This is a genomic window from Intrasporangium zincisolvens (assembly GCF_034724055.1).
Lineage (GTDB): Bacteria > Actinomycetota > Actinomycetes > Actinomycetales > Dermatophilaceae > Monashia > Monashia zincisolvens.
Map to the genome: position 1 here is coordinate 301,881 of NZ_JAWIIL010000003.1, position 23,326 is coordinate 325,206.

Consider the following 23,326-nt stretch of genomic DNA (forward strand, 5'->3'; position numbering starts at 1 on the left):
TCCCACGCGTCACACGGGTTGCGTCCTCCTGCCCGTCGAGTGAGCACTGCGTCCCACGCGTCACACGGGTTGCGTCCTCCTGCCCGTCGAGTGAGCACTGCGTCCCACGCGTCACACGGGTTGCGTCCTCCTGCCCGTCGAGTGAGCACTGCGTCCCACGCGTCACACGGGTTGCGTCCTCCTGCCCGTCGAGTGAGCACTGCGTCCCACGCGTCACACGGGTTGCGTCCTCCTGCCCGTCGAGTGAGCACTGCGTCCCACGCGTCACACGGGTTGCGTCCTCCTGCCCGTCGAGTGAGCACTGCGTCCCACGCGTCACACGGGTTGCGTCCTCCTGCCCGTCGAGTGAGCACTGCGTCCCACGCGTCACACGGGTTGCGTCCTCCTGCCCGTCGAGTGAGCACTGCGTCCCACGCGTCACACGGGTTGCGTCCTCCTGCCCGTCGAGTGAGCACTGCGTCCCACGCGTCACACGGGTTGCGTCCTCCTGCCCGTCGAGTGAGCACTGCGTCCCACGCGTCACACGGGTTGCGTCCTCCTGCCCGTCGAGTGAGCACTGCGTCCCACGCGTCACACGGGTTGCGTCCTCCTGCCCGTCGAGTGAGCACTGCGTCCCACGCGTCACACGGGTTGCGTCCTCCTGCCCGTCGAGTGAGCACTGCGTCCCACGCGTCACACGGGTTGCGTCCTCCTGCCCGTCGAGTGAGCACTGCGTCCCACGCGTCACACGGGTTGCGTCCTCCTGCCCGTCGAGTGAGCACTGCGTCCCACGCGTCACGTGCGTGCGGCGGTCAGGGTGGGGGAGCGGTCGTCGTACCGATGCGGAGGGTCACCGGCTGCGTCACGTTGCGGACGCGTCGACCCTCGAGGCGTCGCCGGACGAGGTCGCCGAGCACCCGGCCCTTCTCGCGGCCCTGCTGGTCCATCGTCGTCAACCGGTGCGGGAGCCAGGGCAGGTCGACGCCGTCGAAGCCGGTCACCGACAGGTCGCCCGGCACGCTGAGATCGAGCTCCTCGGCCACGATGACGACGCCGGCGGCGATGACGTCGGACTGGCAGACGACGGCCGTCGGCCTGCTTCGCGCCGGCCGGTCGAGCAGCACCCGACCCATGGCGATGCCGCCCTCGACCGACGAGCCGTCACCGGTCTGGACGGCCTCGGCGCGGGGGCCGAACACGTCGCGGAACCCGATGAGCCGCCCCGTCGAAGGGATCGCGACGTCCCGTGGCGACACCTCGGCGTCGGGCACGGGACCGGCGACGCTACGGTGGGTCAACGGCATTGCGACGTGGGCGACGCGTCGGTGGCCGAGCTCGCGGACGTGCCGGGCCACCTCTGCCCCGGCCGCGCGCTCGTCGATGCGCACCTGGGTGACGCGCCGGTCGCCGGGAACACCGGTGCTGAACATCGGGATGCCGCGCGAGGCCAGATGCTCCACGGCGGGGTGCTCGCCGGGCCCGCAGAGAGAGAAGACGACGGCGTCGAGGGCCAGTCCCGACAGCTGCTGGACGACGGCCTCGAGGTCGTCGGTCGGCTGGCCCAGCAGCAGCATGCCGGTGGGGACGGACTCGAGGACCTCGGCGAGACCGTCGAGGACCGCGATGCCGAAGGGGTCGCGGAAGGCGGTGCGCAGCCGCCCCTCGACGAGGACCCCGACAGCGCCGGCCCGTCCCTGGCGGAGCGACGACGCGAGGGGGTTCGGCCCGGTGAAGCCCAGGCCGGCGGCGGCCTCGCGCACCCGGGCCGCGGTGGCCTCGGCGACCGGCCCCTTGCCGCTGAAGACGAGGGAGGCGGTGGAGACCGAGACGCCGGCGCGCTCGGCGACGTCGCGGAGCGTCGGGCGGGCTTGACCGGCGGGCGTCATGGGAGGCATGCTATCGAAACGATTCGAGTCGAATCGTTTCGACCATCACCACGACAGAGATGAGAGGCTGGGCCGATGGCCGGCGTCGCCACCCCCGAGCTGAGCGTCGTGCGCACCGCGCGCACCGCCGTGTTCACCGCCTTCGCGCTCAACGGCGCCGCCTTCGCCGCGTTCGCCTCACGCGTGCCCGACCTCAAGCACGAGCTCGGGCTGTCCGCGGGGCAGCTCGGCCTGACGCTGCTCGCGGCCTCGCTCGGGTCCGTCCTCGGCCTGCCGCTGTCCGGCTGGATCGTCCACCACCTCGGAGCCGCGCGGACCCTGTTCGGCGCGGCCCTCGTGCAGGCGGTCGGACTGGTCGGCGTCGGCCTCGGGGTCACGGTCTTCCACGAGCGGGCGGTCGTCATGGCCGGGCTCTTCCTCGTCGGCATCGGCACCGGCGTCTTCGACGTCAGCATGAACCTCGAGGGAGCCTCCGTGGAGCGGCTCCTCGGCCGGGCGATCATGCCGCACTTCCACGCGGCCTTCAGCGGCGGCACGGTCGTCAGCGCCCTCATCGGTGCCGGCCTGTCGGCACTGCACGTCTCGATCCTCGTGCACCTCGTCGGCATCGTCGTGCTCATGCTCGCCGTGACCCCGTGGTTCCTGCGCGCCTTCCTGCCCCGCTCGGTCGAGGTCGACGAGCACGGCGAGGAGGTCAAGGAGAAGGCCGGCATCGCCGCCGCCTGGCGCGAGCCGCGCACCCTGCTCATCGGCGTCGTCGTGCTCGCCGCCGCGTTCACCGAGGGGACCGCCAACGACTGGGTCGGCGTCGCACTCTCCGAGGGTTACGGCCTGCAGCGGTGGGTCGGCGTCATCGGCTTCGCCGTCTTCCTCAGCGCCATGACCGCCGGCCGGATCCTCGGCACGCGCTTCCTCGACTCCTACGGCCGGCTGCCCGTGCTCCGGGTCCTCTTCGTGTCGGCCGTCGTCGGCTGCGCCCTCGTCGTCTTCGGCGGCCCGGTGCTCGCCTTCGTCGGCGCCGCGATCTGGGGTGTCGGTGCGAGCCTCGGCTTCCCGGTCGGCATGAGCGCCGCCGCGGACGACCCGCGTCGCGCCGCGGCCCGGATGAGCGTCGTGTCGACGATCGGCTACACCGCGTTCCTCGCCGGCCCCCCGCTGCTCGGCTTCCTCGGCGACCACGTCGGGGTGCTGCACTCGCTGCTCGTCGTCGGGGTCCTGTGCGCGGTCGCGCTCCTCGCGCTGCCCGCCGTCCGCGAGCCCGGGACCGACGCCCGCACCTGACGCCTCGCACCCGACGCCCCGCACCTGACGCCACCGGCGCGGTCGAGGTATTCCGCCGCATCCTGCCGCGACGGAACACCTCGACTCGTGCTGAGTCCGGCTGGTTCGAGGTGATCCGTCGCGGACCCGCGCGAGAGATCACCTCGAACTGCCCTGCAGGTCAGAAGTACTCGGTGATGTACGGGGTCGAGGCGAAGACCGCGTCGAGGGCGGCGTCGGTGTCGGGGGAGCCACCCCGCAGCAGGCCGGCGAGCCGCAGCCGAGAGGCCGTCCACCCGCACCACAGCGCTGCGAGGCCGCGCGCGTCGACCGCGGGCACCGACGCGTCAGCCCCTGACGCGTCCGCTCCCGACGTGTCAGCCGGGCCTTCCGCGACGCGCGTGGCCGTGCCGGAGCCGCCGTCGACGGTGAGCCGCCAGCGGCCGGCGTTGGTCGGTGCGTCGGTGTCGGTGACGTCGAGCTCGACGGTCGTCGTCGTGTGCGGCGCGAAGCCGCGGCGGGCGAACGCGGCGGCGAGGTCGATGACGCGGGCCATCCACGGCACCTGGGCGACCTGCGCCTCGGGCAGGCCGGCGAGCGACAGGAGCACGGGGTCGCGCGGGTCGAGGTAGGTGTGCACGGTCGGGACGGCCGAGGAGCCGGAGCCGACGACGCCCCACAGCGCGGCGGCCGTGGCCGGGTCGGCGGCGACGAGGTGCTCGACGGTCGCGGCCTCACCGGACAGGTCGTAGACGACGAAGCCCGTCGGCTCGCCGGAGCCGGCGTCGTGACCGGCGACGTAGGTGATGAGCTCGCCCTGCTCGAGCATCCGGCGGAACACCTCGGCGCGCGGCACCATCGGCCCGCTCTGCGCGTGGCGTGCCTGGGCCGTGCGGGTGAGCGCGGTGAGCGCGTCGGCGTCCTCGGGCGTCGCGGGCCGGACGCGTCGGCCGTCGGCTGCCGAGCCGAGCGCGCGCACGAGGTGCGACGGGAAGGTCGTGCGCGACTGGACGCCGCCGATCTCGTAGCCGGAGCGTCGGTACAGGGTCGGCGCGGTGGGGAAGAGGCAGGACACGACGTCGCCGAGCTCGCCCATCCGGGTCACGAGGGCGCGGGTCAGGGTGGTCGCGACGCCACGGCCGCGCGCGCTCGGCTCGACGTAGACGCCGGCGACGCCGCCCATCTGCAGGTGCCGGCCGCCCCACGCCTGCTCGAACGGCCGGATGCGCCCGGAGCCGACGACGGTGCCGGCGTCGTCGGTGACGACGACCATCCGCCCGCCGAGCGTCTCTGCGGCCACGCGGTCCCACCAGTCGGCGCCGCCGCTGCCGAGCGGCCCGAAGGAGCGGCTGCGGATGCGGAGGATGGCCGGCAGGTCGTCGTGCATGGCGTCGCGGGTGCGCAGGTCGGTCATGCGCCCGAACCTAACGACTGGTCGCCGGCGCGGGCGACCGGGTTGTCGGGCACGAGGTAGGGGGAGGGCTCAGGCGCGATGTAGGTAGGTGAGACGCCGCACCTTCGAGACCGCCCAGGCGAGCACGATGTACACGAGCCAGCTGACGACCGAGAGCCACGTGTAGTTGCCGGCCTTGGTCAGCACGGCGATGAGCGAGCCGAGGAGGACGACCGTGAGCGCGGGCACGGCGTACCAGGCGAACACCATCTGCGGGCGCAGCACGAACGTCGGCGACCCGCGGAAGGCGGCCAAGACGTTCCCGGCCACGACGAGGACCAGCACCAGCCACAGCGACAGCACCGCGCTGGCCGGCAGCGAGCCGAACCCGGCCGCCACGGCGGCCCAGCCCCCGAGGACGAGGACCGTCAGCACCGTCGGGACGGTCACGTGCGCGACCGCCTCGGTGACCTCACCGGTGCCGAGCAGCGAAGGCGTGCCGACGTTGTCGGCCTGCAGGCGCAGGCCCTCGGCCCAGGCGCCGAACCCGAGGTAGAGCGGGAGCAGCCCGATCGTGGCGGCGATGCTCGGGGCGGCCGGCTGCGTGAAGGCCCACGTGACGATCGCCCCGCCGAGGAGCGTCAGGCCCAGGCCCGAGAGGAACGCGCCCGGCGTGCGGCGCAGCCCGAGCAGGTCACGGCGCACGAGCACCGTGAAAGGTCGTCCGGCGCGCAGCCGTGCCGTACGGCCGTGCCGCACCGGACGCGTCAGGGCAAGGCGCGCGGTGCGCAGGTTGCCGGTGAGGGCCGAGCCGGCCATCGTCGAGGTGTTGGCCGAGTGGACGCGCAGCGACTCGGCGTGCAGCTCGCGCAGGGCGTCGGGCACCCGCCACAGCAGGCTGAGGCCGCGGTCCGGGCCGGGCCAGGACGAGACCTGAGACCACAGCCACAGCCGCGAGGCGAGCACCCCGAGTGCGGTGCCCGCGAGGGTCGTGACGAGGATCGTCAGGGGCCCGGCGAGGTGGGCGAAGGCCAGGCCTCCGCCGACCGTGAGGCCGCTCAGGGCCCCGACGAACAGGCCACTGATCGCGGCGTAGCGCCACCAGCGGCGCAGCGCCAGGGCCCGGTCGAGCGGGGCCTGGAGCACGAGGTCGATCCACGGCATCGGCGGTACGACCGGTCCGCGGAACCGGCCCGCGAAGACGACCGCCCCGAGCAGCGCGGCCACCGACGCCACGAGCAGGCCGATGGCCTCCGGGGACCGCAGCTGCTGGCCGAGCGAGCTCGCGTCGGACGTGCGGAAGACCGTCTGGACGATCGGCAGACCGTAGACGAGCGCGCCGAGGAACAGGACGTAACCGGCGTAGAGCCCCTGCTGGCGCGCCTTGCGGGCGGCCTCGCCACCGATGACCCAGTCGGCCTGTCCGAGCAGGTCGTGGTCGTCGTAGTCGACCTCGGTGGGGGCCGGCTCCGGTGTCGTCGCGTCGGCGGCCGGTGGCGTGGCCCCGGAGGGATCGACGCCCGGGCGCGGCCCGTTCGGCGTCTCCGGCGTCTCCGGCGGCGCTGTCGTCGATGTCGGCTGCGGGGTCGACGCCGACGGGTGGGTCGAGCGTGTGGCGGCGCGCTTGCGCTTGCGTCTGCTCATCGATCCCTCCGTCAGCGGGCCGGGACGATGTCGACGACGCGGGTCGCGAGGGACTGCGTCAGCTCGGGGTCGTGGCAGGCCATGACGACGGTGGTGCCCGTGTCGATGCGGTCACGGATGAGGTCGGCGACGACCTGGCGCTTGGCCGTGTCGAGGCGCTGCTCGGGCTCGTCGAGCAGCACGATGCTCGACGGACGGGAGAACGTCAGTGCGAGCCGGAACAGCTGCTCCTGGCCGGACGACAGCTCGTGCGGGAACCGGTCGTCGAGGTGCGCGATGCCGAGGCGGTCGAGCAGGGCGAGGCTGCGCTCGTCGGAGGACGCGGGCTCGCCGCCCCACGTGGAGTCGATGAGGACGAGGTGGTCGATGAGGGTGAGGTCGCGGTAGGTCGTGGGGGCACCGAGGAGGGCGGCGACGGCGGCGCGCACGGCCCGGTCGCGCTCGTCGGCCTCGCGGCCGCCGATGGTCGCGGTGCCCGTGGTCGGCACGAGGAGCCCGCCGATGATCCGCAGCAGGGTCGTCTTGCCGGACCCGTTGGGCCCGCGCAGGACGATGCACTCGCCCGGGTCGGCGTGCACGTCGGTCGCCAGCAGGAGGGTCGTCTCGTCGATCGTCTTGCTGACACCCTCTGCCCGGACCTCGCCGGTCAGCACCGCGACCGCAGCCATCTGCACCCGTCCCTTCACCCGAACCTGTCGAGGCCACCGTATGCCGCCGCGCTGCGGACACGCTGGCCGGGCGGGCGCTGGAGGGGCGCCGGGTGGGCGCCGGGTGGGCGCCGTGTGGGCGCGGGCGGATGCTCCGGGCGTCCCGCTCAGCCCTGCTTCGGCACCGGCGGCCCCGCCACGAGCGCCACCGCGGTCAGGGCGACCACGGCGGCGATGCCGACCACGACGGCGACGGCCGGACGTGCGAGCAGCGTGGCGACGACGCGCTCGGCCGGCGTCACGGGCTTCTCGCCGTCACGGCCGAGGCGCCACCCGCCCTCGAGGCCTCCACGCCGCTCGAGGCGCCGCTCCCACCAGATCGTCAGGAACGGCGGCACCGCGCTGAGCAGGCCGAGGGCGGCCTCGCGCAGCGTCCAGCGCTGGTTGACCCAGAGCAGGAGGGTGACGAGGCAGAAGGCGATGAACACGACGCCATGGGCGAGGCCGAAGACGCGGACGCCGAGGTCGGTCGTGCGCGTCACGTACTTGAGGACCATGCCGAGCAGCAGCAGGGCCCACGTGACCACCTCCGCGGCGGCGATGCGTCGGTAGAGGGTGCGAGGGGTCATGCGGCGTCTCCTACGTCGTGTCGTACTCGAGCGCCCAGTGTCACAAACGACCGCCCGCGACCCGACGGCGACCCCCGTGACTCGCTCAGCCGGCGCGTCGGGCGAGGGTCAGTGCGAAGTCGCCTGCGGCGTCGGTCCACGTGCGCTCGACGTCGAAACCCGCGGCCCCGAGCTCGGCGGCGAGCCGCTCGGGCCGGAACTTCGTCGAGATCTCGACGCGGATCTCCTCGCCGTGCGCGAGGTCGAAGACGAGGTCGGCGCCCGGCACCGTGACCCGCTGCGGCATGTCGGCCCGCAGCCGCAGGTCCATGCGCTCCTGGCGTGGGTCCCAGAACGGGACGTAGGAGAACGCGTCGACGTCGAAGTCGGCGCCGAGCTCGCGGTTGAGCACGTGGAGGCAGTTGGTGACGAACGCCGCCGTGACGCCTTGGCTGTCGTCGTAGGCGGCGATGAGTCGGTCGGTGCTCTTGACGAGGTCGGTGCCCAGGAGGAACCAGTCGCCCGGCTCGAGGCTGTCGGCGAGGGCTCCGAGGAACGCGGCTCGCTCCTCGACGTAGAAGTTGCCGATGGTGCCGCCGAGGAACGCGACGAGGCGCCGCCCGCCGCGGGGCAGGTGGCCCAGGTGCAGCGTGAAGTCGCCGACGAGGGCCTCCACGCGCAGTCCCGGGTAGCGCTCGCTGAGCATCGCCGCGGCGTCACGGAGGGTCTGCTCGGACACGTCGACGGGCACGAACCGCTCGAGGTGCCCGACCGAGGTGAAGGCGTCGAGCAGGGTGCGCGTCTTGTCGCTGGTGCCGCTGCCGAGCTCGACGACGGTGGTGGCGTCGCAGGCCCGGACGATGTCGGCGGCGTGGTCGCGCAGGATCTCGCGCTCGCGCTCGGTGGGGTAGTACTCGGGCAGGCGCGTGATCTCGTCGAAGAGGTTCGACCCGGCGTCGTCGTAGAGCCACTTGGGCGGCAGGGTCCGCGGCTGCGAGCCGAGCCCGCGCCGCACGTCGGACACGAGCGAGCCGGCGGCCCAGTCGGGGTCGAGGGCCACGGTGACGACGGGCTCGTGCCCGCCCGACCCGTGCGGCGCGCTCACTGCACGCCCCCGTCGGCGAGCCGGACGCCGGACAGCGCCCAGCGCGACCCGGGCGGGAAGAAGTTGCGGTAGGTGGCGCGGGCATGGCCGGGTGGGGTCAGTGCGCAGCCACCGCGCAGCACCATCTGCCCGGACATGAACTTGCCGTTGTACTCGCCGATGGCCCCGGCCGGCGGGTGGTAGCCCGGGTAGGAGAGGTAGGCCGAGGACGTCCACTCCCAGCAGTCGCCGTACACCTGGCGCAGGTGTCCGGTGGCCGGGCCCGCCGGACGCGGGTGGAAGGTCACGATGTCGGCGAGGTTGGCGGACGCGTCGGCACCCGGTGCGTGCGCCTGGCCGTCGGCGACGACGGCGTGCTCCCACTCGACCTCGGTCGGCAGGCGCTTGCCCGCCCACGTGGCGTACGCGTCGGCCTCGTAGTGGCTGACGTGGCTGACCGGCAGGCCCGGGTTGACCGGCCACGTGCCGCTCAGGGTGTGCTCGAACCAGATGCCGTCGACCTCGGTCCAGTAGAACGGCGCCCGCCAGCCCTCGGCCCGCACCCGGCCCCAGCCGTCGGAGAGCCAGAGCTCGTGCCGGTCGTAACCGCCGTCGGCCATGAACCGCAGCCACTCGCCGTTGGTCACGAGGCGGTCGGCGAGCCGGTACGGCTCGAGCCAGGCCTGGTGCAGCGGGAGCTCGTTGTCGAAGGAGAAGCCGCCGCCGCGGTGGCCGATCTCGACGAGGCCGCCCTCGACGTCGACCCAGCCGAGCGCGTCGGGCTCGGACGGCGGGCTCGGGGTGCCGGCGTAGGCCGGCTGGAGCGGGTTGAGCGACAGGACGTGCTTGATGTCCATGAGGAGCAGCTCCTGGTGCTGCTGCTCGTGGTGGAACCCGAGCTCGATGGTGGAGGTGAGCTTCTCGAGGGCGCCGCCGTCGAGGGTCTGAACGAGGTCGCGCATGCGGGCGTCGACGTTGTCGCGGTAGAGGCCGACGTCGTGGGCTCCCGGGCGGCTGATGAGGCCGCGGTTCGGCCGCGCGTAGCGGGGGCCGACGCCCTCGTAGTAGCTGTTGAAGAGGAACCAGTAGCGGTCCTGGTAGGGCGTGAACGACGGCTCGTGGTCGGCGAGGACGAAGGTCTCGAAGAACCACGTGACGTGGGCCCGGTGCCACTTCGTCGGCGAGACGTCGGGCATGGACTGGACGGTCTGGTCCTCGGGGGACAGCGGAGCGGCCAGCGCCTCGGTGTGGGCGCGGACCTCGTCGTAGCGGGCGACGATCGTGTCGGCGTCCCACTCGTGCAGGGCTGTCGGGTCGGGTGTCGGATCGGACATCGTGACCTCCTCCAGCGGTCGCTGACGGCGCAGGTTGCACCCGGACCTGAGTGCCTTCGACCCTAGGTCGGCCCACCGACAGCCACCACCCCATCGGTGGGATGTCCGCGAGCCGTAAGGACCTGTTCACCGGGCAGACCGGCGTCGGTCCGGACGGTTAGGGTTCCGTGCATGGCCACCGCCCTGTACCGCCGCTACCGGCCCGAGAGCTTCGCCGACGTCATCGGCCAGGAGCACGTCACCGAGCCGCTCATGCAGGCGCTGCGCACGGGGCGGGTCAACCACGCCTACCTCTTCAGCGGCCCGCGCGGCTGCGGCAAGACGACGAGCGCCCGCATCCTCGCCCGCTGCCTCAACTGCGAGGAGGGCCCGACGCCGACCCCGTGCGGCACGTGCCAGTCGTGCGTGGCGCTCGCGCGCGGCGGCACCGGCAGCGTCGACGTCATCGAGATCGACGCGGCGAGCCACGGTGGTGTCGACGACGCCCGCGACCTGCGCGAGCGCGCCTCGTACGGTCCGGCGCAGAGCCGTTTCAAGATCTACATCATCGACGAGGCGCACATGGTGACGCCGCAGGGCTTCAACGCGCTGCTCAAGATCGTCGAGGAGCCGCCGGAGCACGTGAAGTTCGTCTTCGCGACGACCGAGCCCGAGAAGGTCATCGGCACGATCCGCTCGCGCACGCACCACTACCCGTTCCGGCTCGTGCCGCCCGCCAAGCTCACCGCCTACATGGAGAAACTGCTCGAGGCCGAGCACGTCGCGGCCCAGCCCGGCGTGCTCAGCTTCGTCACGCGGGCCGGTGGCGGCTCGGTCCGTGACTCGCTCTCGGTGCTCGACCAGCTCATCGCCGGCTCGGGCCCTGAGGGCCTGACCTACGACGGCGCGGTGTCGCTGCTCGGGTTCACCGACGGCGAGCTGCTCGACAGCACGATCGACGCGCTCGCTGCGGGCGACGGCGCGGCCACCTTCCGCCAGGTCGACAAGGTCATCGAGTCGGGCCACGACCCGCGGCGGTTCATCGAGGACCTCCTCGAGCGGCTGCGCGACCTCATCGTCGTGGCCGCGGTCCAGGAGGGCGCGGCCCAGGTCCTGCGCGGCGTTCCCGAGGACCAGCTCGAGCGGATGCGGGTGCAGCAGTCGGCCTTCGGCCCGGGCGCCCTGTCCCGCGCGGCCGACATCGTCAACGCCGGGCTCACCGAGATGACGGGCGCCACGGCGCCGCGCATGCAGCTCGAGCTCATCTGCGCGCGCATCCTGCTGCCGGCCTCGTCGGGCGAGCAGGGCTACGCCGCGCGGCTCGACCGCCTCGAGCGTCGCCTCGAGGTCGGTGGCGTGCCGACCGGCGCGCGTGGCGACGCCCCGGCCCCGCCTGCCCTTGCGGCCCCGCCGCGCACCGTCGCCGACTACACGCCCCCGTCGAGCGGCGCCCCGTCGGCCCCATCCCTCCCGGCCGGGGGGATGGGCGGTGGCGGGCGCAGCAGCGCCGTCGACCTCGGTGCCTCAGGTGCGGCCGCACCCGCGGGCCCCGGTGACGCCGGACGCGTCGACGCTGCCCGCGCCGAGGCCGGTGCGCCCCCGGTCATCGCGCCCACCGAGTCGGTAGGTGGGCCCTCGGCCGTCGAGGAGCCGCCCGTCGGTGCCGGGAGTGCCGCGTCGGGCTCACCGGGGTCGGGCGCGTCGGACGCGTCGGGCTCGTCGCGCTCGGAGGTCGTCCACGACGCGTCGCGTGGCGTCGCGCACGCCCACGCCGCGCAGGACCCGACCGGTCCGTCGTCGGCCGGTGACGCGTCCGGTGGTGACGCGTCGGGTGGCGGCGCCGCGCCGAGCGGCGGCATGGACACCGACGCGATCCGTCGCGCGTGGCCCAACGTCCTCGGTCGCATCTTCACGATGCGCCGCATCACGTGGACCTTCGTGTCCCAGAACGCCCAGGTGACGGCCTTCGACGGCCGCACCCTGACCCTCGGCATCGCCACCGCCGGCCTCACGACGACCTTCCGCGCGGGCAACCACGCCGAGATCGTCCGGCAGGCGCTCATCGACGAGCTCGGCGTCGACGCCCTCGTCGACGGCGTGCACGTGGCCGAGGTCTCTCAGCAGGCCCCGGTGGCCCCGCCCGCCGGCTCGGTCCCGCCGCCCGACGACGGCCCGGCGGGCGATGCTGGTGCAGGCCCCGACGGTCCGGGGGGTGCCGGCCCCGGCGGCTCCGGCGGCCACGACACCCCGGGCGGCGGGTCACGCGCGGGAGCGCCCGAAGCCGCTGCAGCGCAAGGCGGCCCGAGTGGGGGTCACGACTCCCCGTCCGGGCGCCCGTCGTGGGGCGACGCCGGTGCCGGGCACGACGCCGGAGGCGCGGGCGCTGCGTCGGGTGGGGGGCCGGGCGGCTCGTCCGGGGCCAGCGGTCCCGGAGCGAGTGGTCGTCTCGCCGATGCGGGGCTGAGCCCGGTGTCCGGGCGGTCCCTCGAGCAGAACGCCGGCTGGGGGAGCGCGTCGGGGCCTCCGCCGGACTGGGCCACGGGTCCGGCCGGTGAGCCGGCGCCGACCCCGTCAGGCGGAGGCGCATCTGCTGGTGCTGCCACGGCGGTGGCCGCGCCGCCGGCGACCCAGACCCAGGCCGCGGCGAACCCGTCGGCCGAGCCCGGCGTGGTCGCGCCGACGGCCACGGCCTTGCGGGGGGCCAGCGCGGCACGCGCCGCGTTCGCCGAGGCGAGGTCGGCCAGTGCCCGTCGGGCGACCAGCGGTACCGACGACGAGCCCGCTCCCGGGCCGGTCACCGACGACTCCGCGGTGAGCGACGACGACGAGGACATCGTCACCTCCGGTGACATCGGCCGGTCGGTCATCGAGAAGGTGCTCGGCGGCCGGGTCGTCCAGGAGATCGAGGACTAGCCCGACGCGTCGCGGCCTGCGGTCAGCGCGCCAGGCCCAGCTCCCGGGTGAGCCGGGGGACGACGGCGGCGATGGTCGGGTCGAGGGCGCCGCGCGAGATGAGCGACAGCCGCACCGGCAGGTCGATCCGTGCCGGGAGCACCCGGTCGCCCGCTCCCGCCGAGCGCCGGGCCGCGCTCGACGGCAGCACGGCGACCGTGCCGCGCTGCCTCGCCATGTCGACGGCCACCGGTGCCGTGGCCGCGTAGCGCGAGGTGCCTCCGAGCGAGGCGATCCGCTCGGCGATGAGGGGCCCGGAGCCGTCCCAGGCCGTGTACACGACGTCGAGGTCCCGGAACGGCCGAGCGCCGCGTCGGGGCCCGTCGACGTCGACCGGCACGAAGGTCGCCAGCCGGTCGGTGCCGAGGCGCGTAGCCACGACGTGTCGCGGCAGCTCCATCTGCTCGGCCACGCCCACGACGGCCACGTCGAGGCTGCCCTCGTCGACGTAGGCCACCATCTCGCGGCCGTGGTAGACGATCTGGCGCACCTGTACCTCGTCGCCGACGAGCGCGTCGATCAGCGGGAAGAGGTAGGCCGACAGACCGGCGAAGGTGCCGATGCGGAGTGTGCGGGCCCGTGCCGCCGACCGGACGTTCGCGAACACCTGCTCTAGGTGGCCGAGGATGTGCTCGGCCTGGTGCACCATCTCGATCCCGGCGGGTGTGGCCGTCGACCCGGTGGTGTCGCGTACGAAGAGCGCTGTGCCACAGCGTCGTTCGAGCCGTGAGAGCCGCTGCGACAGGGCTGGCTGGCTCACCAGCAGCTCACGGGCGGCGGAGCCGAGCGACCGTGTGCGGTGGAGCGTCACGACCAGGCGCAGGTCGTCGATGTCTGGAGTGCCAGCCAATGAGGCCATAGACGCACCTTATGACCCCTCCGGAACCGCGGCCGTCTACCGGCTCAGCGGAGTCCCCGGGAGGCTCGACGCATGGGTCCGAGACGTGCCATCGCCGTGGTCCTCGCCTCCAACGCGGTCGAGTACCTCGCCTTCCGGTTCACGCAGGTCGCCCTGCCGGTCGTCGTCGTCCAGCAGCTCGGGTCGGCGTCGACGGCGGGACTGGTCGCGGGCGCGTCCGGCGTGCCGGTGCTCCTGTCGCCGTGGTGGGCCCGGCGCCTGCGGCAGCGGGTGGGCGACGGGCGCGGCCTCGCCGTCGTGGCGCTCGGCCAGGCGGGTGCGCTCGCGGTCGTGCCGATCGCTGTGTGGCTGGGTCTGCTGCACCCGGTGCTGCTCGTCGCGGTCGGTCTCGTCGTCGGCGCCGGGGACGCCCTCGCAGCTCCGGGGCGCACCGCGCTGCTCGGCGACCTCGGTGACAAGCTGGGCGAAGCCACGGCGACGCGGGCCGTCACGTGGGACGACGCGTCGCGCCGGGCCACCATGGTCGCCGGTCCCGCACTGGCCGGTCTGGGCGTTCACGCCGGGCTCGTCGACGCGATGCTGTGGGTCGAGGCGGCCGGCCTCGTGGTCTCGGCCGTCGTCGTGCGTCGCGTCGTCCTCGACCACCCGGCGGACGCGCCGTCCCGACCCGTGGACCTCGCCCACGTGGCGCCAGGGACGGGCCGGGCGCCCGGCATCCTCGAGTCGGTGCGCGATCACCCCGACGTCGTCCGCGGCTGGGTGATGCGCGGCACGAGCTGTCTGCTGTGGTTCGCCTTCGTCCTCGGGCTCGCCGTCGCCGGTGAACGCTCCGGCGAGCCGGGCGTCCTCTACGCGTGGGGCCTGTCGGCGTACGGGATCGGCTCGCTCGTCACCACCGTCGTGCTCGCGCACCGCCCGCTCTCGGGGCGGCCGCTCCGGCTGGCGACGCTCGCGTGGGTCGGGCAGGGCGCCGCCTTCGCCGTCATGGGGCTGGTCCAGACGCCCCTCGGGGTGGCGGTCACCGCGGCGGCCGCCGGGCTCGTCACGGTGGTCGGCATCCGGGCCATCACCCAGGTGATCCTGACGCAGACCTCCGGGCCGGGTCGCCGCTCGGCGCTCGCCGGCCAGGCGGTCGTCGTCAACGCGGCGTCCGCGCTCGGGCTGCTCGTGGGAGGCGTCGTCATCGACCAGGCCGGCGTCGGCCCGACGCTCGTGGCAGCAGGTTTCGTCACGGCGCTCGCGGCCGTCGTGGCCGGCTCGTTCCGGGTGCGCGCGTCGGACACTTCGACGCATACGGGAGGAGCGGGATTCGGACGGCGCGGTGACCTGACCGGCGGTAGGTTCGGGGCGTGACCTTCGAGGTTGCGGCCGACGCCTACAACCGCTTCATGGGGCGCTACTCGGGGCCGCTCGCCACCCGCTTCGCGGACTGGGCCGGGGTCGGCACCGGGCCTGCCCGCGTCCTCGACGTCGGGTGTGGTCCGGGGGCGCTGACCCGGGTCCTCGTCGACCGTCTCGGCGTCGACGCCGTGTCCGCCGTCGACCCGTCGCAGCCCTTCCTCAGCTCGCTGCGCCAGCAGCTCCCGACCCTCGACGTGCAGCTCGGGGGCGCCGAGCACCTGCCCTACCCGGACGACCTGTTCGACGTCGTGCTCGCGCAGCTCGTCGTGCACTTCATGGCCGACCCGGTCGGCGGGCTGCGCGAGATGGCGCGGGTGACCCGCCCCGGCGGCACCGTGGCCGCCTGCGTCTGGGACCACGGCGGAGGTGGCGGACCACTGGCCCTGTTCTGGCAGGCGGTCGCCGACCTCGACCCGGGCGCCCACGGCGAGGGCGACCTGCCCGGCGCGTCCGAGGGCAGCCTCGCGCTCCTCTTCGACGCAGCGGGTCTCACCGGCATCGAGGACACCTCCCTCATGGTCCCGGTACGGCACGAGACGTTCGAGGAGTGGTGGGAGCCGTACACGCTCGGCGTCGGGCCGGCGGGCGACTACGTCCGCTCGCTGGCGCCCGACCGACGCGACGCCCTGCGCGAGCGGTGCCGTGAGCTCGCCCCCGCCGCGCCCTTCCACGTGCTCGCCAGCGCGTGGGCCGTGCGGGCCCGCGCCTGAGGCGTCCACGGGCTGGTCGCGCAGGGGTCGCGAGCGGTCGCAACCGACGGGTAGCCCTACAGTTGGCGCATGTTCTACAGCCTCGGGCGCAACCTGCTGTACCCGCTGTCCCACGCGCTGTACCGGCCCACCATCGAGGGCAAGGAGAACATCCCGCGCGAGGGCGGGGTCATCGTCGCGAGCAACCACCTGTCGTTCATCGACTCCTTCGCCATCCCGCTCGCCTCGCCCCGCCAGGTGCGCTTCCTCGCCAAGGAGGAGTACTGGACCGGGCCCGGTGTCGGCGGCTTCCTGCGCAAGGGCTTCTTCAGCGCTGTCGGCATGGTGCCGGTCAACCGGCACTCGCCCACGGCTGCGCAGGAGAGCCTCGACGCCGCCCTCGAGGTGCTCAAGAACGGCGACGCCTTCGGCATCTACCCCGAGGGCACCCGGTCGCGGGACGGCCGGCTCTACCGCGGGCGCACCGGCGTCGCCTGGCTCGCGCTGACGGCCCAGGTGCCGGTCGTGCCGGTCGGGCTCATCGGCACGGAGAACATCCAGCCCGTCGGGGCGAGCTTCCCGCGTCTGGCCAAGGTCACGGTGCGGTTCGGCGAGCCGATCCCGGTCGAGGAGTACCAGGGAATGCCGGCCGGCAAGGCCCGGCGCCTGCTCACCGACCGCGTCATGGAGGCGATCTCGGCGCTGTCCGGCCAGGAGCGCGCCGACACCTACAACGAGGTCCCGGGCGGCGAGCCGACCGTCTGAACGGGCCGGCCTGACCGGCGGGCCTCATGCAGGTGCTGTAGCCGGCCTACGGCATCTGCACGTTGCAGATGCGACCGAGTCGCATCTAGCGTGGCCCCGTGACCGCACCCACCACGACGCCCCGCCCCGTGCGCACCCGACTCGCCGCACGCATCGGGCCGCAGGAGCGTCGGAGCATCGCCGGCATGGCGATGTTCGTCGCCCTGCTGCACGTCGTCGGCTGGGGGCTGCTCGTCTTCCTCGTCGCGCCGGCCGAGTACCGCGTCGCCGGGCAGCTGTTCGGCGTCGGGCTCGGGGTCACCGCGTACACGCTGGGCATGCGGCACGCCTTCGACGCCGACCACATCGCCGCCATCGACAACACGACGCGCAAGCTCATGGCCGACGGCCAGCGCCCGGTGAGTGTCGGGTTCTGGTTCAGCCTCGGACACAGCTCGGTCGTCTTCGTCATGGTCATGCTGCTCGCGGCCGGCATCCGTGCCCTCGCCGGCGCCCTGACCGACGGCGGCTCGACGCTCCAGCAGGTCACCGGCATCTGGGGCACGACGGTGTCGGGCGTCTTCCTCGTGCTCATCGGCCTCGTCAACCTCGCCGCCCTCGTCGGGATCCTCAAGGTGTTCCGCCGGATGCGCGCCGGGCACTACGACGAGGCCGAGCTCGAGCGGCAGCTCGACAAGCGCGGCTTCCTCAACCGCGTCCTCGGCCGGGTGACGCGCACCGTGACCAAGCCGTGGCACATGTACCCGGTCGGGCTGCTCTTCGGCCTCGGCTTCGACACCGTCACCGAGGTGGGGCTGCTCGTCATCGCCGGTGGCGCCGCCGCGGCCGCCCTGCCCTGGTACGCGGTCCTCGTGCTGCCGGTGCTCTTCGCCGCCGGCATGTCGCTGCTCGACTCCGCCGACGGCACGTTCATGAACGTCGCCTACGGGTGGGCCTTCAGCCGCCCGGTCCGCAAGATCTACTACAACATCACCGTCACGGCGCTGTCGGTCGCGGTGGCCCTCGTCATCGGCGTCATCGAGCTCGTCGGGCTGCTCGCCGACAAGCTCGGCATCACCGAAGGACCGCTCGCCTGGGTGGCCTCGATCGACCTCGGCGACGTCGGCTTCTGGATCGTCGGCCTCTTCGTCGTCACGTGGCTCGTGGCGGTCGCGGTGTGGCGCTACGGACGCATCGAGGAGCGGTGGGAGGCCTCGCTCGCCGACTGACGCGTCTGCCCCGACACCCGCCCGACGCGCCAACTCAGCCCGGGCGCAGCTGGCGGGCGGCGGGGCCCCGGTTCCGACGCGCCAACTCAGCCGGGGCGCAGCTCGCGGGCGGCGGGGCCCCGGTTCCGACGCGCCAACTCAGCCCGGGTGCAGCTGGCGGGCGGCGGGGCCCCTGTTCCGACGCGCCAACTCAGCCCGGGCGCAGCTGGCGGGCGGCGAGGACCCGGTTCCGGCGTGCCAACTCAGCCCGGGCGCAGCTGGCGGGCGGCGCGGAGGTGGGGGAGGGCGGCCTCGAGGGAGTCGGCGGTCGCGGTGAGGCAGATGCGGAACCATCCCGGCGTCTCGAAGATCGCCCCCGGCATGACGAGGACGCCGCGCTCGGCCAGGCCCGCGACGAACGCCTCGTCGTCGGGCACGGGCGAGCGCACCCAGAGGTAGAAGGTGCCCTCCGGCGTCGCGACCTCGTACCCGGCCTCCCGGAGCCCCGTGAGGGTGCGGTCGCGCTTGGCTTCGAGGCCGGCCATGTCGTGCGACAGCTGCTCGAGCCGCGGCGTCGCGTGCTGCATGACGGCGTTCGGGAACAGCCACCCGGCGGCGATCTGCATCATGTCGACCGCCTCGAGCAGCTCGTCGCGGCCCGCGACCCCCGGCGGCACGGCGAGGTAGCCGAGGCGTTGGCCGGGCGCGAGCAGCGTCTTGCCGTACGAGTAGCAGATCAGTGTCTGCTCGTAGAACTCCGCCGGGCTGTGGAACTCGTTGCCGGAGAACACGATCCGGTTGTACGGCTCGTCCGACACGATCCAGATCCGGCGGCCGTGCCGCGCCGACGCCTCGTCGAGCAGACGCGCCAGGGCGCGCAGCGTGGCGGGGGAGTAGATGCGTCCGGTCGGGTTGTTCGGCGAGTTGACGATGACGATGCGGGTGCGCTCGGTGACGGCCGACGCGATGGCGTCGAGGTCGAGGTCGAAGGTGGGTTGCAGCGCCGCCACCTTGACCGGCACGAGCCCGGCCTCGAGGGCGAGCGGCTCGTAGAGGAACCACGGCGGCAGGGTGTAGACGACCTCCTCGCCCGCGTCGGCGAGCACCTTCATGGCCACGGTGATCGCGCCGAACCCGCCGGTCGTCATGCGCAGGTCGCCGGTGGTCCAGCCGAGTGGCACGACCCGTTCGAGCGAGGCCGCTGCCGCTTCCTGGGCGCCGGCCTCGCTCTGCTTGTAGGCGAACCACAGCTCGTCGCGGGGCACGGTCGCCTCGCGCAGCGCCTCGACGAACTCCGGTCTCTGGATCTCGTGCGGGTCGCCGAAGGTGAGGTCGACGACGCCGTTCTCGAGGCGTCGCTCGGCGTAGCCGGAGCGCATCCGGAAGTCGAACATCGCGCGGAACGGCACCGCGGCCTGCACCCGTGCGGCGCGTGCCGACGTCGTCGCCGGCGTGACCTGCCCGGTCCCCGGAGCGGGCCCGGCGGGGGTCGGTCCGGCGTCCACCACGTGCTCGTCCATCGCCCCTCCCGCTGACGTTCGATCGACGCGCCGATCGACGCGTCCACGCTACGCGCCCACCACGTCGCGCGTCCGCGGTTCGGTACCGGGGCTGACACCGGTCGGGCTTAGGGTTGCGGTGTGTACGAAGGCGCGGTTCAGGACCTCATCGACGAGCTCGGACGGCTCCCCGGCGTGGGGCCCAAGAGTGCCCAGCGCATCGCCTTCCACCTGCTCCAGGCCGACTCCGAGGACGTCACGCGACTCGTCACGGCGCTGACCGAGGTCAAGGCGCGCGTCCGGTTCTGCGAGGTGTGCGGCAACGTCGCGCAGGCCGAGCGCTGCCGCATCTGCGCCGACCCCCGCCGCGACCAGACCGCCATCTGCGTCGTCGAGGAGCCCAAGGACGTCGTCGCCATCGAGCGCACCCGCGAGTTCCGCGGCACCTACCACGTGCTCGGCGGCGCGATCAGTCCCATCGACGGCATCGGCCCCGACGACCTGCGCGTCCGCGAGCTCATGACCCGTCTCGCCTCGGGGGAGGTCGAGGAGGTCATCATCGCCACCGACCCCAACCTCGAGGGCGAGGCCACGGCCACCTACCTGTCCCGGCTGCTGCGCGACGTCGGCGTCACGGTCACCCGCCTCGCGTCCGGCCTGCCGGTCGGTGGCGATCTCGAGTACGCCGACGAGGTCACCCTCGGGCGGGCCTTCGAGGGTCGCCGACGCGTCGACGCGTGAGCGCCCGACGCGTCGACGCCTGACGCTGCCCCCGCCGCCCCCCGAAGCCCCGGTCCCGGGCCCCGACGCCGTGAGCGCATGCGGCATGCTGGTCCCCATGAGCACGGAGCCGGGGACCGACGCCACCGCCGACCAGCAGGAGATCGACGACCTCTCCGGCCTCGCCGACCTCACGGCGGCCGAGGCCAGCGCCTTCCTCACCTCGGTCACCGAGGTGGCCTCGGGCAGCTCGCCCGACACCGCCCTGCCGATCCTGACGCTGGCCCTGTCGCAGGTGCTCGTCGCGGGAGCGCGGCTCGGCGCGATCCAGGACGTCGTGCCCGAGGAGCGCTTCGAACCGGACGCCGGCGAGGACGACGCCGATCCGCTGCGCACCGGCCTGGCCAACGTCTTCGCGGGCATCGACGACTACGTCTACGTCATCGACCCCATCACGTCGTCCGAGCGGGCCGACGGCTCGATCACCAACGACCTCGTCGACATCGCGGTGGCGCTGAGCCACGGGCTCAAGCACTACGCGTCGGGGCGTCGCGTCGAGGCGCTGTGGTGGTGGCAGTTCAGCTACCTGTCCGAGTGGGGCGACCGCGCCATGGTGGCGCTGCGCGCGCTCCAGTCGATCCTGTCGCACCTGCGGCTCGACGTCGACGACGAGACCGTCGGCGAGGCCGAGTTCGACGCGCTGCACCCCTGACGCGTCCGCCACCGCACTCGGGACGAGCCCCGGAAAGCCGCAGATCCTCCGGCCGTCCGAGGCCGGCGACGGACGTCTCACCATGATGACCGGCCGGTCGCCGGACGGGGCCTCCCGCCTAGACTCGGGGTGCCCAGCCAGGGGCAGATCCCGAGCAGATCCGGAGCAACGAGTGAGCATCGTCGTCCAGAAGTACGGCGGGTCGTCCGTGTCCGACGCCGAGGCCATCAAGCGCGTGGCCCGCCGCATCGTCGAGACGCAGAAGGCCGGCCACTCGGTCTGCGTCGTCGTCTCGGCCATGGGCGACACGACGGACGAGCTCATGGACCTCGCCGAGCAGGTGACGCCGACGCCGCCGGCCCGCGAGCTCGACATGCTGCTCACCTCGGGCGAGCGCATCTCGATGGCCCTCGTCGCGATGGCCATCGCCCAGCTCGGCGCGGAGGCCCGTTCCTTCACCGGCAGCCAGGCCGGCGTCATCACCGACGACGCGCACGGCGCCGCCCGCATCATCGATGTGACGCCGGGCCGCATCCAGAGCGCCCTCGAGGCGGGCCACATCGCGATCGTCGCCGGCTTCCAGGGCGTCAGCCAGACGACGAAGGACATCACGACGCTCGGCCGTGGCGGCTCCGACACCACCGCCGTCGCGCTCGCCGCAGCCCTCGGCGCCGACGTCTGCGAGATCTACACCGACGTCGACGGCGTCTTCACCGCCGACCCGCGCATCCTGCCGAGTGCCCGCAAGCTCGACGTGCTGTCGATGGAGGAGATGCTCGACCTCGCCGCCAACGGCAGCAAGATCCTGCACCTGCGCTGCGTCGAGTACGCCCGCCGCTACGGCATCCCGATCCACGTCCGTTCCTCGTGGTCCCAGCGCGCAGGCACGTGGGTCAAGGACAACCCCTACGAAGGAGAAGGCGCTGTGGAAGCTCCGATCATCGCCGGCATCGCCCACGACCGCAGCGAGGCCAAGATCACCATCGTCGGGGTGCCCGACCGGGTCGGCGTCGCCGCCAAGATCTTCGGCGCGATCGCCGAGGCCGGCATCAACATCGACATGATCGTGCAGAACGTGTCGGCGGCCGAGACGGCCAAGACCGACATCTCCTTCACCCTGCCCCAGGCCGACGGCGCGCGGGGCATGCAGGTGCTCCAGTCGATCAAGCACGAGGTCGAGTACGAGGACCTGCGCCTCGACGACAAGATCGGCAAGATCGCCCTCGTCGGCGCCGGCATGAAGAGCCACCCGGGCGTCTCGGCGAAGTTCTTCGGCGCGCTCGCCGAGGCCGGCATCAACATCGAGATGATCTCGACCTCCGAGATCCGCGTCTCGGCGGTGACCCGCGCCGAGCAGCTCGACGACGCCGTCCGCGCCGTCCACACGGCCTTCGGCCTCGACTCGTCCGAGGACGCCATCGTCTACGGCGGCACCGGCCGCTGAGGTCTCCCACCCGGTCGAGGTGACCGGTCGCGCTCCGGCGCGCCGAACCACCTCGACCTGCGAGGTCTGTGCCGGGTCGAGGTGACCGGTCGCGCTCCGGCGCGCCGAACCACCTCGACCGGACTACGTTCGGCGGGTATGACCAGATCTGCGCGACTCGTCCTCGCGGCCCTCGCCGCGTCCGCCCTCCTCACGGGGACCGCCATGACCTCCTCCGCCGGATCCGCCCCGACGCCCGACGCCTCCCGCACAGCCCCGGACGCCGCCCGGCAGCAGGGCGCCGACGCGTCCGACTGGGCGTGGACCGCGACGCCGACCGGCACGACGGAGCGGTTCCGCGGCCTCGCGCCCGTCTCGCGCGACGTCGCCTGGGTCAGCGGCACGAACGGCACGGTGCTGCGCACGACCGACGGCGGCGCGTCGTGGCGTGACGTCAGCCCGGCCGGGCTCGGCACCGACGCGCTGCAGTTCCGCGACATCGAGGCCTTCGACGCCCGGCACGCCGTCGTGCTGTCGATCGGCGAGGGGACCGACTCGCGGATCCTCACCACCGCCGACGGGGGCGCGAGCTGGACCGAGACGTTCCGCAACACCGACCCGGCCGCCTTCTACGACTGCATGGCGTTCAGCTCGCCGCGCCGTGGCCTGGCCATGAGCGACCCCGTCGACGGGAGGTTCCGCCTCGTCGAGACACGCGACGGCGGACGCTCGTGGTCGCTCGTCGACCCCGCCGGGATGCCGGCGGCGCAGGCCGGCGAGTTCGGCTTCGCCGCCTCCGGCACGTGCCTGACCACCGGCGTCGGCGGCCGCACGTACCTCGCGAGCGGCGGCGTCGACCCGGCGCGCCTGTTCACCTCGACCGACCACGGTCACACGTGGACCGTCGCCGACACCCCCGTCGCGGGTGGCCCCTCGGCCGGCATCTTCTCGGTCACCTTCCGCGACGCCCGCCGCGGCGTCCTGCTCGGCGGCGACTTCGCCACCCCCACCGGCGCGACCCGCAACGCGGCGTGGACCGACGACGGTGGCCGCACCTGGCACGCCTCGACGTCCAACCCGTCCGGCTACCGGTCCGGTTCGGCCTGGGTGCCCCACACCGCGCGGACGGTGCTCGCGGTCGGCCCGACCGGCTCGGACGTCTCGACGGACGGCGGCCGCTCGTGGGCGACGTTCGACACCGGCAGCTTCGACTCGGTCGAGTGCACCAGCGACGGCGCCTGCTGGGCGTCCGGCGAGCAGGGCCGCGTCGGCGTCCTGCACCGCTGACCGGTGCCTCGCTCCCGA

The 23,326-nt window shown here is 73.6% G+C and carries 19 protein-coding genes; 10 read left to right on the plus strand and 9 right to left on the minus strand.

Features of this window, described 5'->3' with window-relative positions; genetic code table 11:
• Nucleotides 1-791 precede the first annotated feature (791 nt).
• Entirely contained in the window at nt 792-1,865 is a 1,074-nt protein-coding gene (locus RY076_RS09915) for a LacI family DNA-binding transcriptional regulator (RefSeq protein WP_323097494.1), read from the minus strand.
• A gap of 75 nt (nt 1,866-1,940) precedes the next feature.
• On the opposite strand from RY076_RS09915, the gene RY076_RS09920 reads away from it, so the two are divergent.
• Nucleotides 1,941-3,146 carry an MFS transporter gene (locus RY076_RS09920; RefSeq protein WP_323097495.1) on the plus strand — a complete coding sequence of 402 codons (1,206 nt, stop codon included), beginning with the start codon at nt 1,941-1,943 and terminating at the stop codon, nt 3,144-3,146.
• Nucleotides 3,147-3,306: 160 nt separating this feature from the next.
• On the opposite strand, the gene RY076_RS09925 is transcribed toward RY076_RS09920, so the two are convergent.
• The 6 genes from RY076_RS09925 to egtB form a co-directional block, all read right to left on the minus strand.
• On the minus strand, nt 3,307-4,539 hold the full coding sequence (locus RY076_RS09925) for a GNAT family N-acetyltransferase (protein WP_323097496.1): 1,233 nt from the start codon (nt 4,537-4,539) through the stop codon (nt 3,307-3,309).
• A 69-nt stretch (nt 4,540-4,608) separates the two neighbouring features.
• On the minus strand, nt 4,609-6,162 hold the full coding sequence (locus tag RY076_RS09930) for a hypothetical protein (RefSeq protein WP_323097497.1): 1,554 nt from the start codon (nt 6,160-6,162) through the stop codon (nt 4,609-4,611).
• 11 nt (nt 6,163-6,173) lie between these two features.
• Nucleotides 6,174-6,830, minus strand: a complete 657-nt coding sequence (locus RY076_RS09935) for an ABC transporter ATP-binding protein (protein ID WP_323097498.1) — start codon at nt 6,828-6,830, stop codon at nt 6,174-6,176.
• A gap of 146 nt (nt 6,831-6,976) precedes the next feature.
• Nucleotides 6,977-7,438: a DUF3817 domain-containing protein gene (locus tag RY076_RS09940; RefSeq protein ID WP_323097499.1), complete on the minus strand. Its 462-nt coding sequence runs from the start codon at nt 7,436-7,438 to the stop codon at nt 6,977-6,979.
• Between the two features lie 85 nt (nt 7,439-7,523).
• A complete protein-coding gene (gene egtD / locus RY076_RS09945; protein ID WP_323097500.1) occupies nt 7,524-8,522 on the minus strand; it encodes an L-histidine N(alpha)-methyltransferase in 999 nt (332 codons plus the stop codon).
• Nucleotides 8,519-9,835, minus strand: coding sequence for an ergothioneine biosynthesis protein EgtB (gene egtB / locus RY076_RS09950; protein WP_323097501.1), 1,317 nt, complete (start codon nt 9,833-9,835; stop codon nt 8,519-8,521). Before egtB ends, egtD begins: the two co-directional genes overlap by 4 nt.
• Nucleotides 9,836-10,006: 171 nt before the next feature.
• Between egtB and RY076_RS09955 the strand changes: the two genes are divergently transcribed.
• Complete coding sequence (locus tag RY076_RS09955; RefSeq protein ID WP_323097502.1) at nt 10,007-12,727, plus strand: DNA polymerase III subunit gamma and tau; 2,721 nt, start codon at nt 10,007-10,009, stop codon at nt 12,725-12,727.
• A 22-nt stretch (nt 12,728-12,749) separates the two neighbouring features.
• Here the strand turns inward: RY076_RS09955 and RY076_RS09960 are convergent, their stop codons facing one another.
• Complete coding sequence (locus RY076_RS09960) at nt 12,750-13,625, minus strand: LysR family transcriptional regulator (RefSeq protein WP_323097503.1); 876 nt, start codon at nt 13,623-13,625, stop codon at nt 12,750-12,752.
• Nucleotides 13,626-13,697: 72 nt separating this feature from the next.
• On the opposite strand from RY076_RS09960, the gene RY076_RS09965 reads away from it, so the two are divergent.
• The 4 genes from RY076_RS09965 to nicT all read left to right on the plus strand — a co-directional run bounded on the left by RY076_RS09965 (nt 13,698) and on the right by nicT (nt 17,688).
• The gene (locus RY076_RS09965; RefSeq protein WP_323097505.1) at nt 13,698-14,978 is read left to right on the plus strand and encodes an MFS transporter; all 1,281 of its coding nucleotides are present in this window, start codon (nt 13,698-13,700) and stop codon (nt 14,976-14,978) included.
• The gene (locus RY076_RS09970; RefSeq protein WP_323097506.1) at nt 14,975-15,736 is read left to right on the plus strand and encodes a class I SAM-dependent methyltransferase; all 762 of its coding nucleotides are present in this window, start codon (nt 14,975-14,977) and stop codon (nt 15,734-15,736) included. Before RY076_RS09965 ends, RY076_RS09970 begins: the two co-directional genes overlap by 4 nt.
• Nucleotides 15,737-15,805: 69 nt before the next feature.
• On the plus strand, nt 15,806-16,480 hold the full coding sequence (locus tag RY076_RS09975) for a lysophospholipid acyltransferase family protein (protein WP_323097507.1): 675 nt from the start codon (nt 15,806-15,808) through the stop codon (nt 16,478-16,480).
• 98 nt (nt 16,481-16,578) lie between these two features.
• Nucleotides 16,579-17,688, plus strand: coding sequence for a Nickel transporter NicT (nicT, locus tag RY076_RS09980; protein ID WP_323097508.1), 1,110 nt, complete (start codon nt 16,579-16,581; stop codon nt 17,686-17,688).
• Nucleotides 17,689-17,930: 242 nt separating this feature from the next.
• On the opposite strand, the gene RY076_RS09985 is transcribed toward nicT, so the two are convergent.
• A complete protein-coding gene (locus RY076_RS09985; RefSeq protein ID WP_323097509.1) occupies nt 17,931-19,187 on the minus strand; it encodes an aminotransferase class I/II-fold pyridoxal phosphate-dependent enzyme in 1,257 nt (418 codons plus the stop codon).
• Between the two features lie 120 nt (nt 19,188-19,307).
• Between RY076_RS09985 and recR the strand changes: the two genes are divergently transcribed.
• The 4 genes from recR to RY076_RS10005 all read left to right on the plus strand — a co-directional run bounded on the left by recR (nt 19,308) and on the right by RY076_RS10005 (nt 23,308).
• Nucleotides 19,308-19,907 carry a recombination mediator RecR gene (recR, locus tag RY076_RS09990; RefSeq protein WP_323097510.1) on the plus strand — a complete coding sequence of 200 codons (600 nt, stop codon included), beginning with the start codon at nt 19,308-19,310 and terminating at the stop codon, nt 19,905-19,907.
• Between the two features lie 97 nt (nt 19,908-20,004).
• Nucleotides 20,005-20,598: a DUF5063 domain-containing protein gene (locus RY076_RS09995; protein ID WP_323097511.1), complete on the plus strand. Its 594-nt coding sequence runs from the start codon at nt 20,005-20,007 to the stop codon at nt 20,596-20,598.
• 172 nt (nt 20,599-20,770) lie between these two features.
• Nucleotides 20,771-22,042 (plus strand): aspartate kinase, encoded by a 1,272-nt coding sequence (locus tag RY076_RS10000; protein ID WP_323097512.1) that lies wholly within the window; start codon nt 20,771-20,773, stop codon nt 22,040-22,042.
• 138 nt (nt 22,043-22,180) lie between these two features.
• Nucleotides 22,181-23,308 carry a WD40/YVTN/BNR-like repeat-containing protein gene (locus tag RY076_RS10005; protein WP_323097513.1) on the plus strand — a complete coding sequence of 376 codons (1,128 nt, stop codon included), beginning with the start codon at nt 22,181-22,183 and terminating at the stop codon, nt 23,306-23,308.
• The last annotated feature ends 18 nt before the right edge of the window (nt 23,309-23,326 follow it).

Excerpts from the sequence above, each read along its gene's own strand:
- RY076_RS09940 (WP_323097499.1), bottom strand. The coding sequence starts at position 7,438 with ATGACCCCTCGCACCCTCTACCGACGCATCGCCGCCGCGGAGGTGGTC.
- RY076_RS09960 (WP_323097503.1), bottom strand. The coding sequence starts at position 13,625 with ATGGCCTCATTGGCTGGCACTCCAGACATCGACGACCTGCGCCTGGTC.
- RY076_RS09965 (WP_323097505.1), top strand. The coding sequence starts at position 13,698 with ATGGGTCCGAGACGTGCCATCGCCGTGGTCCTCGCCTCCAACGCGGTC.
- RY076_RS09920 (WP_323097495.1), top strand. The coding sequence starts at position 1,941 with ATGGCCGGCGTCGCCACCCCCGAGCTGAGCGTCGTGCGCACCGCGCGC.
- RY076_RS09915 (WP_323097494.1), bottom strand. The coding sequence starts at position 1,865 with ATGACGCCCGCCGGTCAAGCCCGCCCGACGCTCCGCGACGTCGCCGAG.
- RY076_RS10005 (WP_323097513.1), top strand. The coding sequence starts at position 22,181 with ATGACCAGATCTGCGCGACTCGTCCTCGCGGCCCTCGCCGCGTCCGCC.
- egtB (WP_323097501.1), bottom strand. The coding sequence starts at position 9,835 with ATGTCCGATCCGACACCCGACCCGACAGCCCTGCACGAGTGGGACGCC.
- RY076_RS09930 (WP_323097497.1), bottom strand. The coding sequence starts at position 6,162 with ATGAGCAGACGCAAGCGCAAGCGCGCCGCCACACGCTCGACCCACCCG.
- RY076_RS09925 (WP_323097496.1), bottom strand. The coding sequence starts at position 4,539 with ATGACCGACCTGCGCACCCGCGACGCCATGCACGACGACCTGCCGGCC.
- RY076_RS09995 (WP_323097511.1), top strand. The coding sequence starts at position 20,005 with ATGAGCACGGAGCCGGGGACCGACGCCACCGCCGACCAGCAGGAGATC.
- RY076_RS09975 (WP_323097507.1), top strand. The coding sequence starts at position 15,806 with ATGTTCTACAGCCTCGGGCGCAACCTGCTGTACCCGCTGTCCCACGCG.
- RY076_RS09985 (WP_323097509.1), bottom strand. The coding sequence starts at position 19,187 with ATGGACGAGCACGTGGTGGACGCCGGACCGACCCCCGCCGGGCCCGCT.
- RY076_RS09935 (WP_323097498.1), bottom strand. The coding sequence starts at position 6,830 with ATGGCTGCGGTCGCGGTGCTGACCGGCGAGGTCCGGGCAGAGGGTGTC.
- RY076_RS09955 (WP_323097502.1), top strand. The coding sequence starts at position 10,007 with ATGGCCACCGCCCTGTACCGCCGCTACCGGCCCGAGAGCTTCGCCGAC.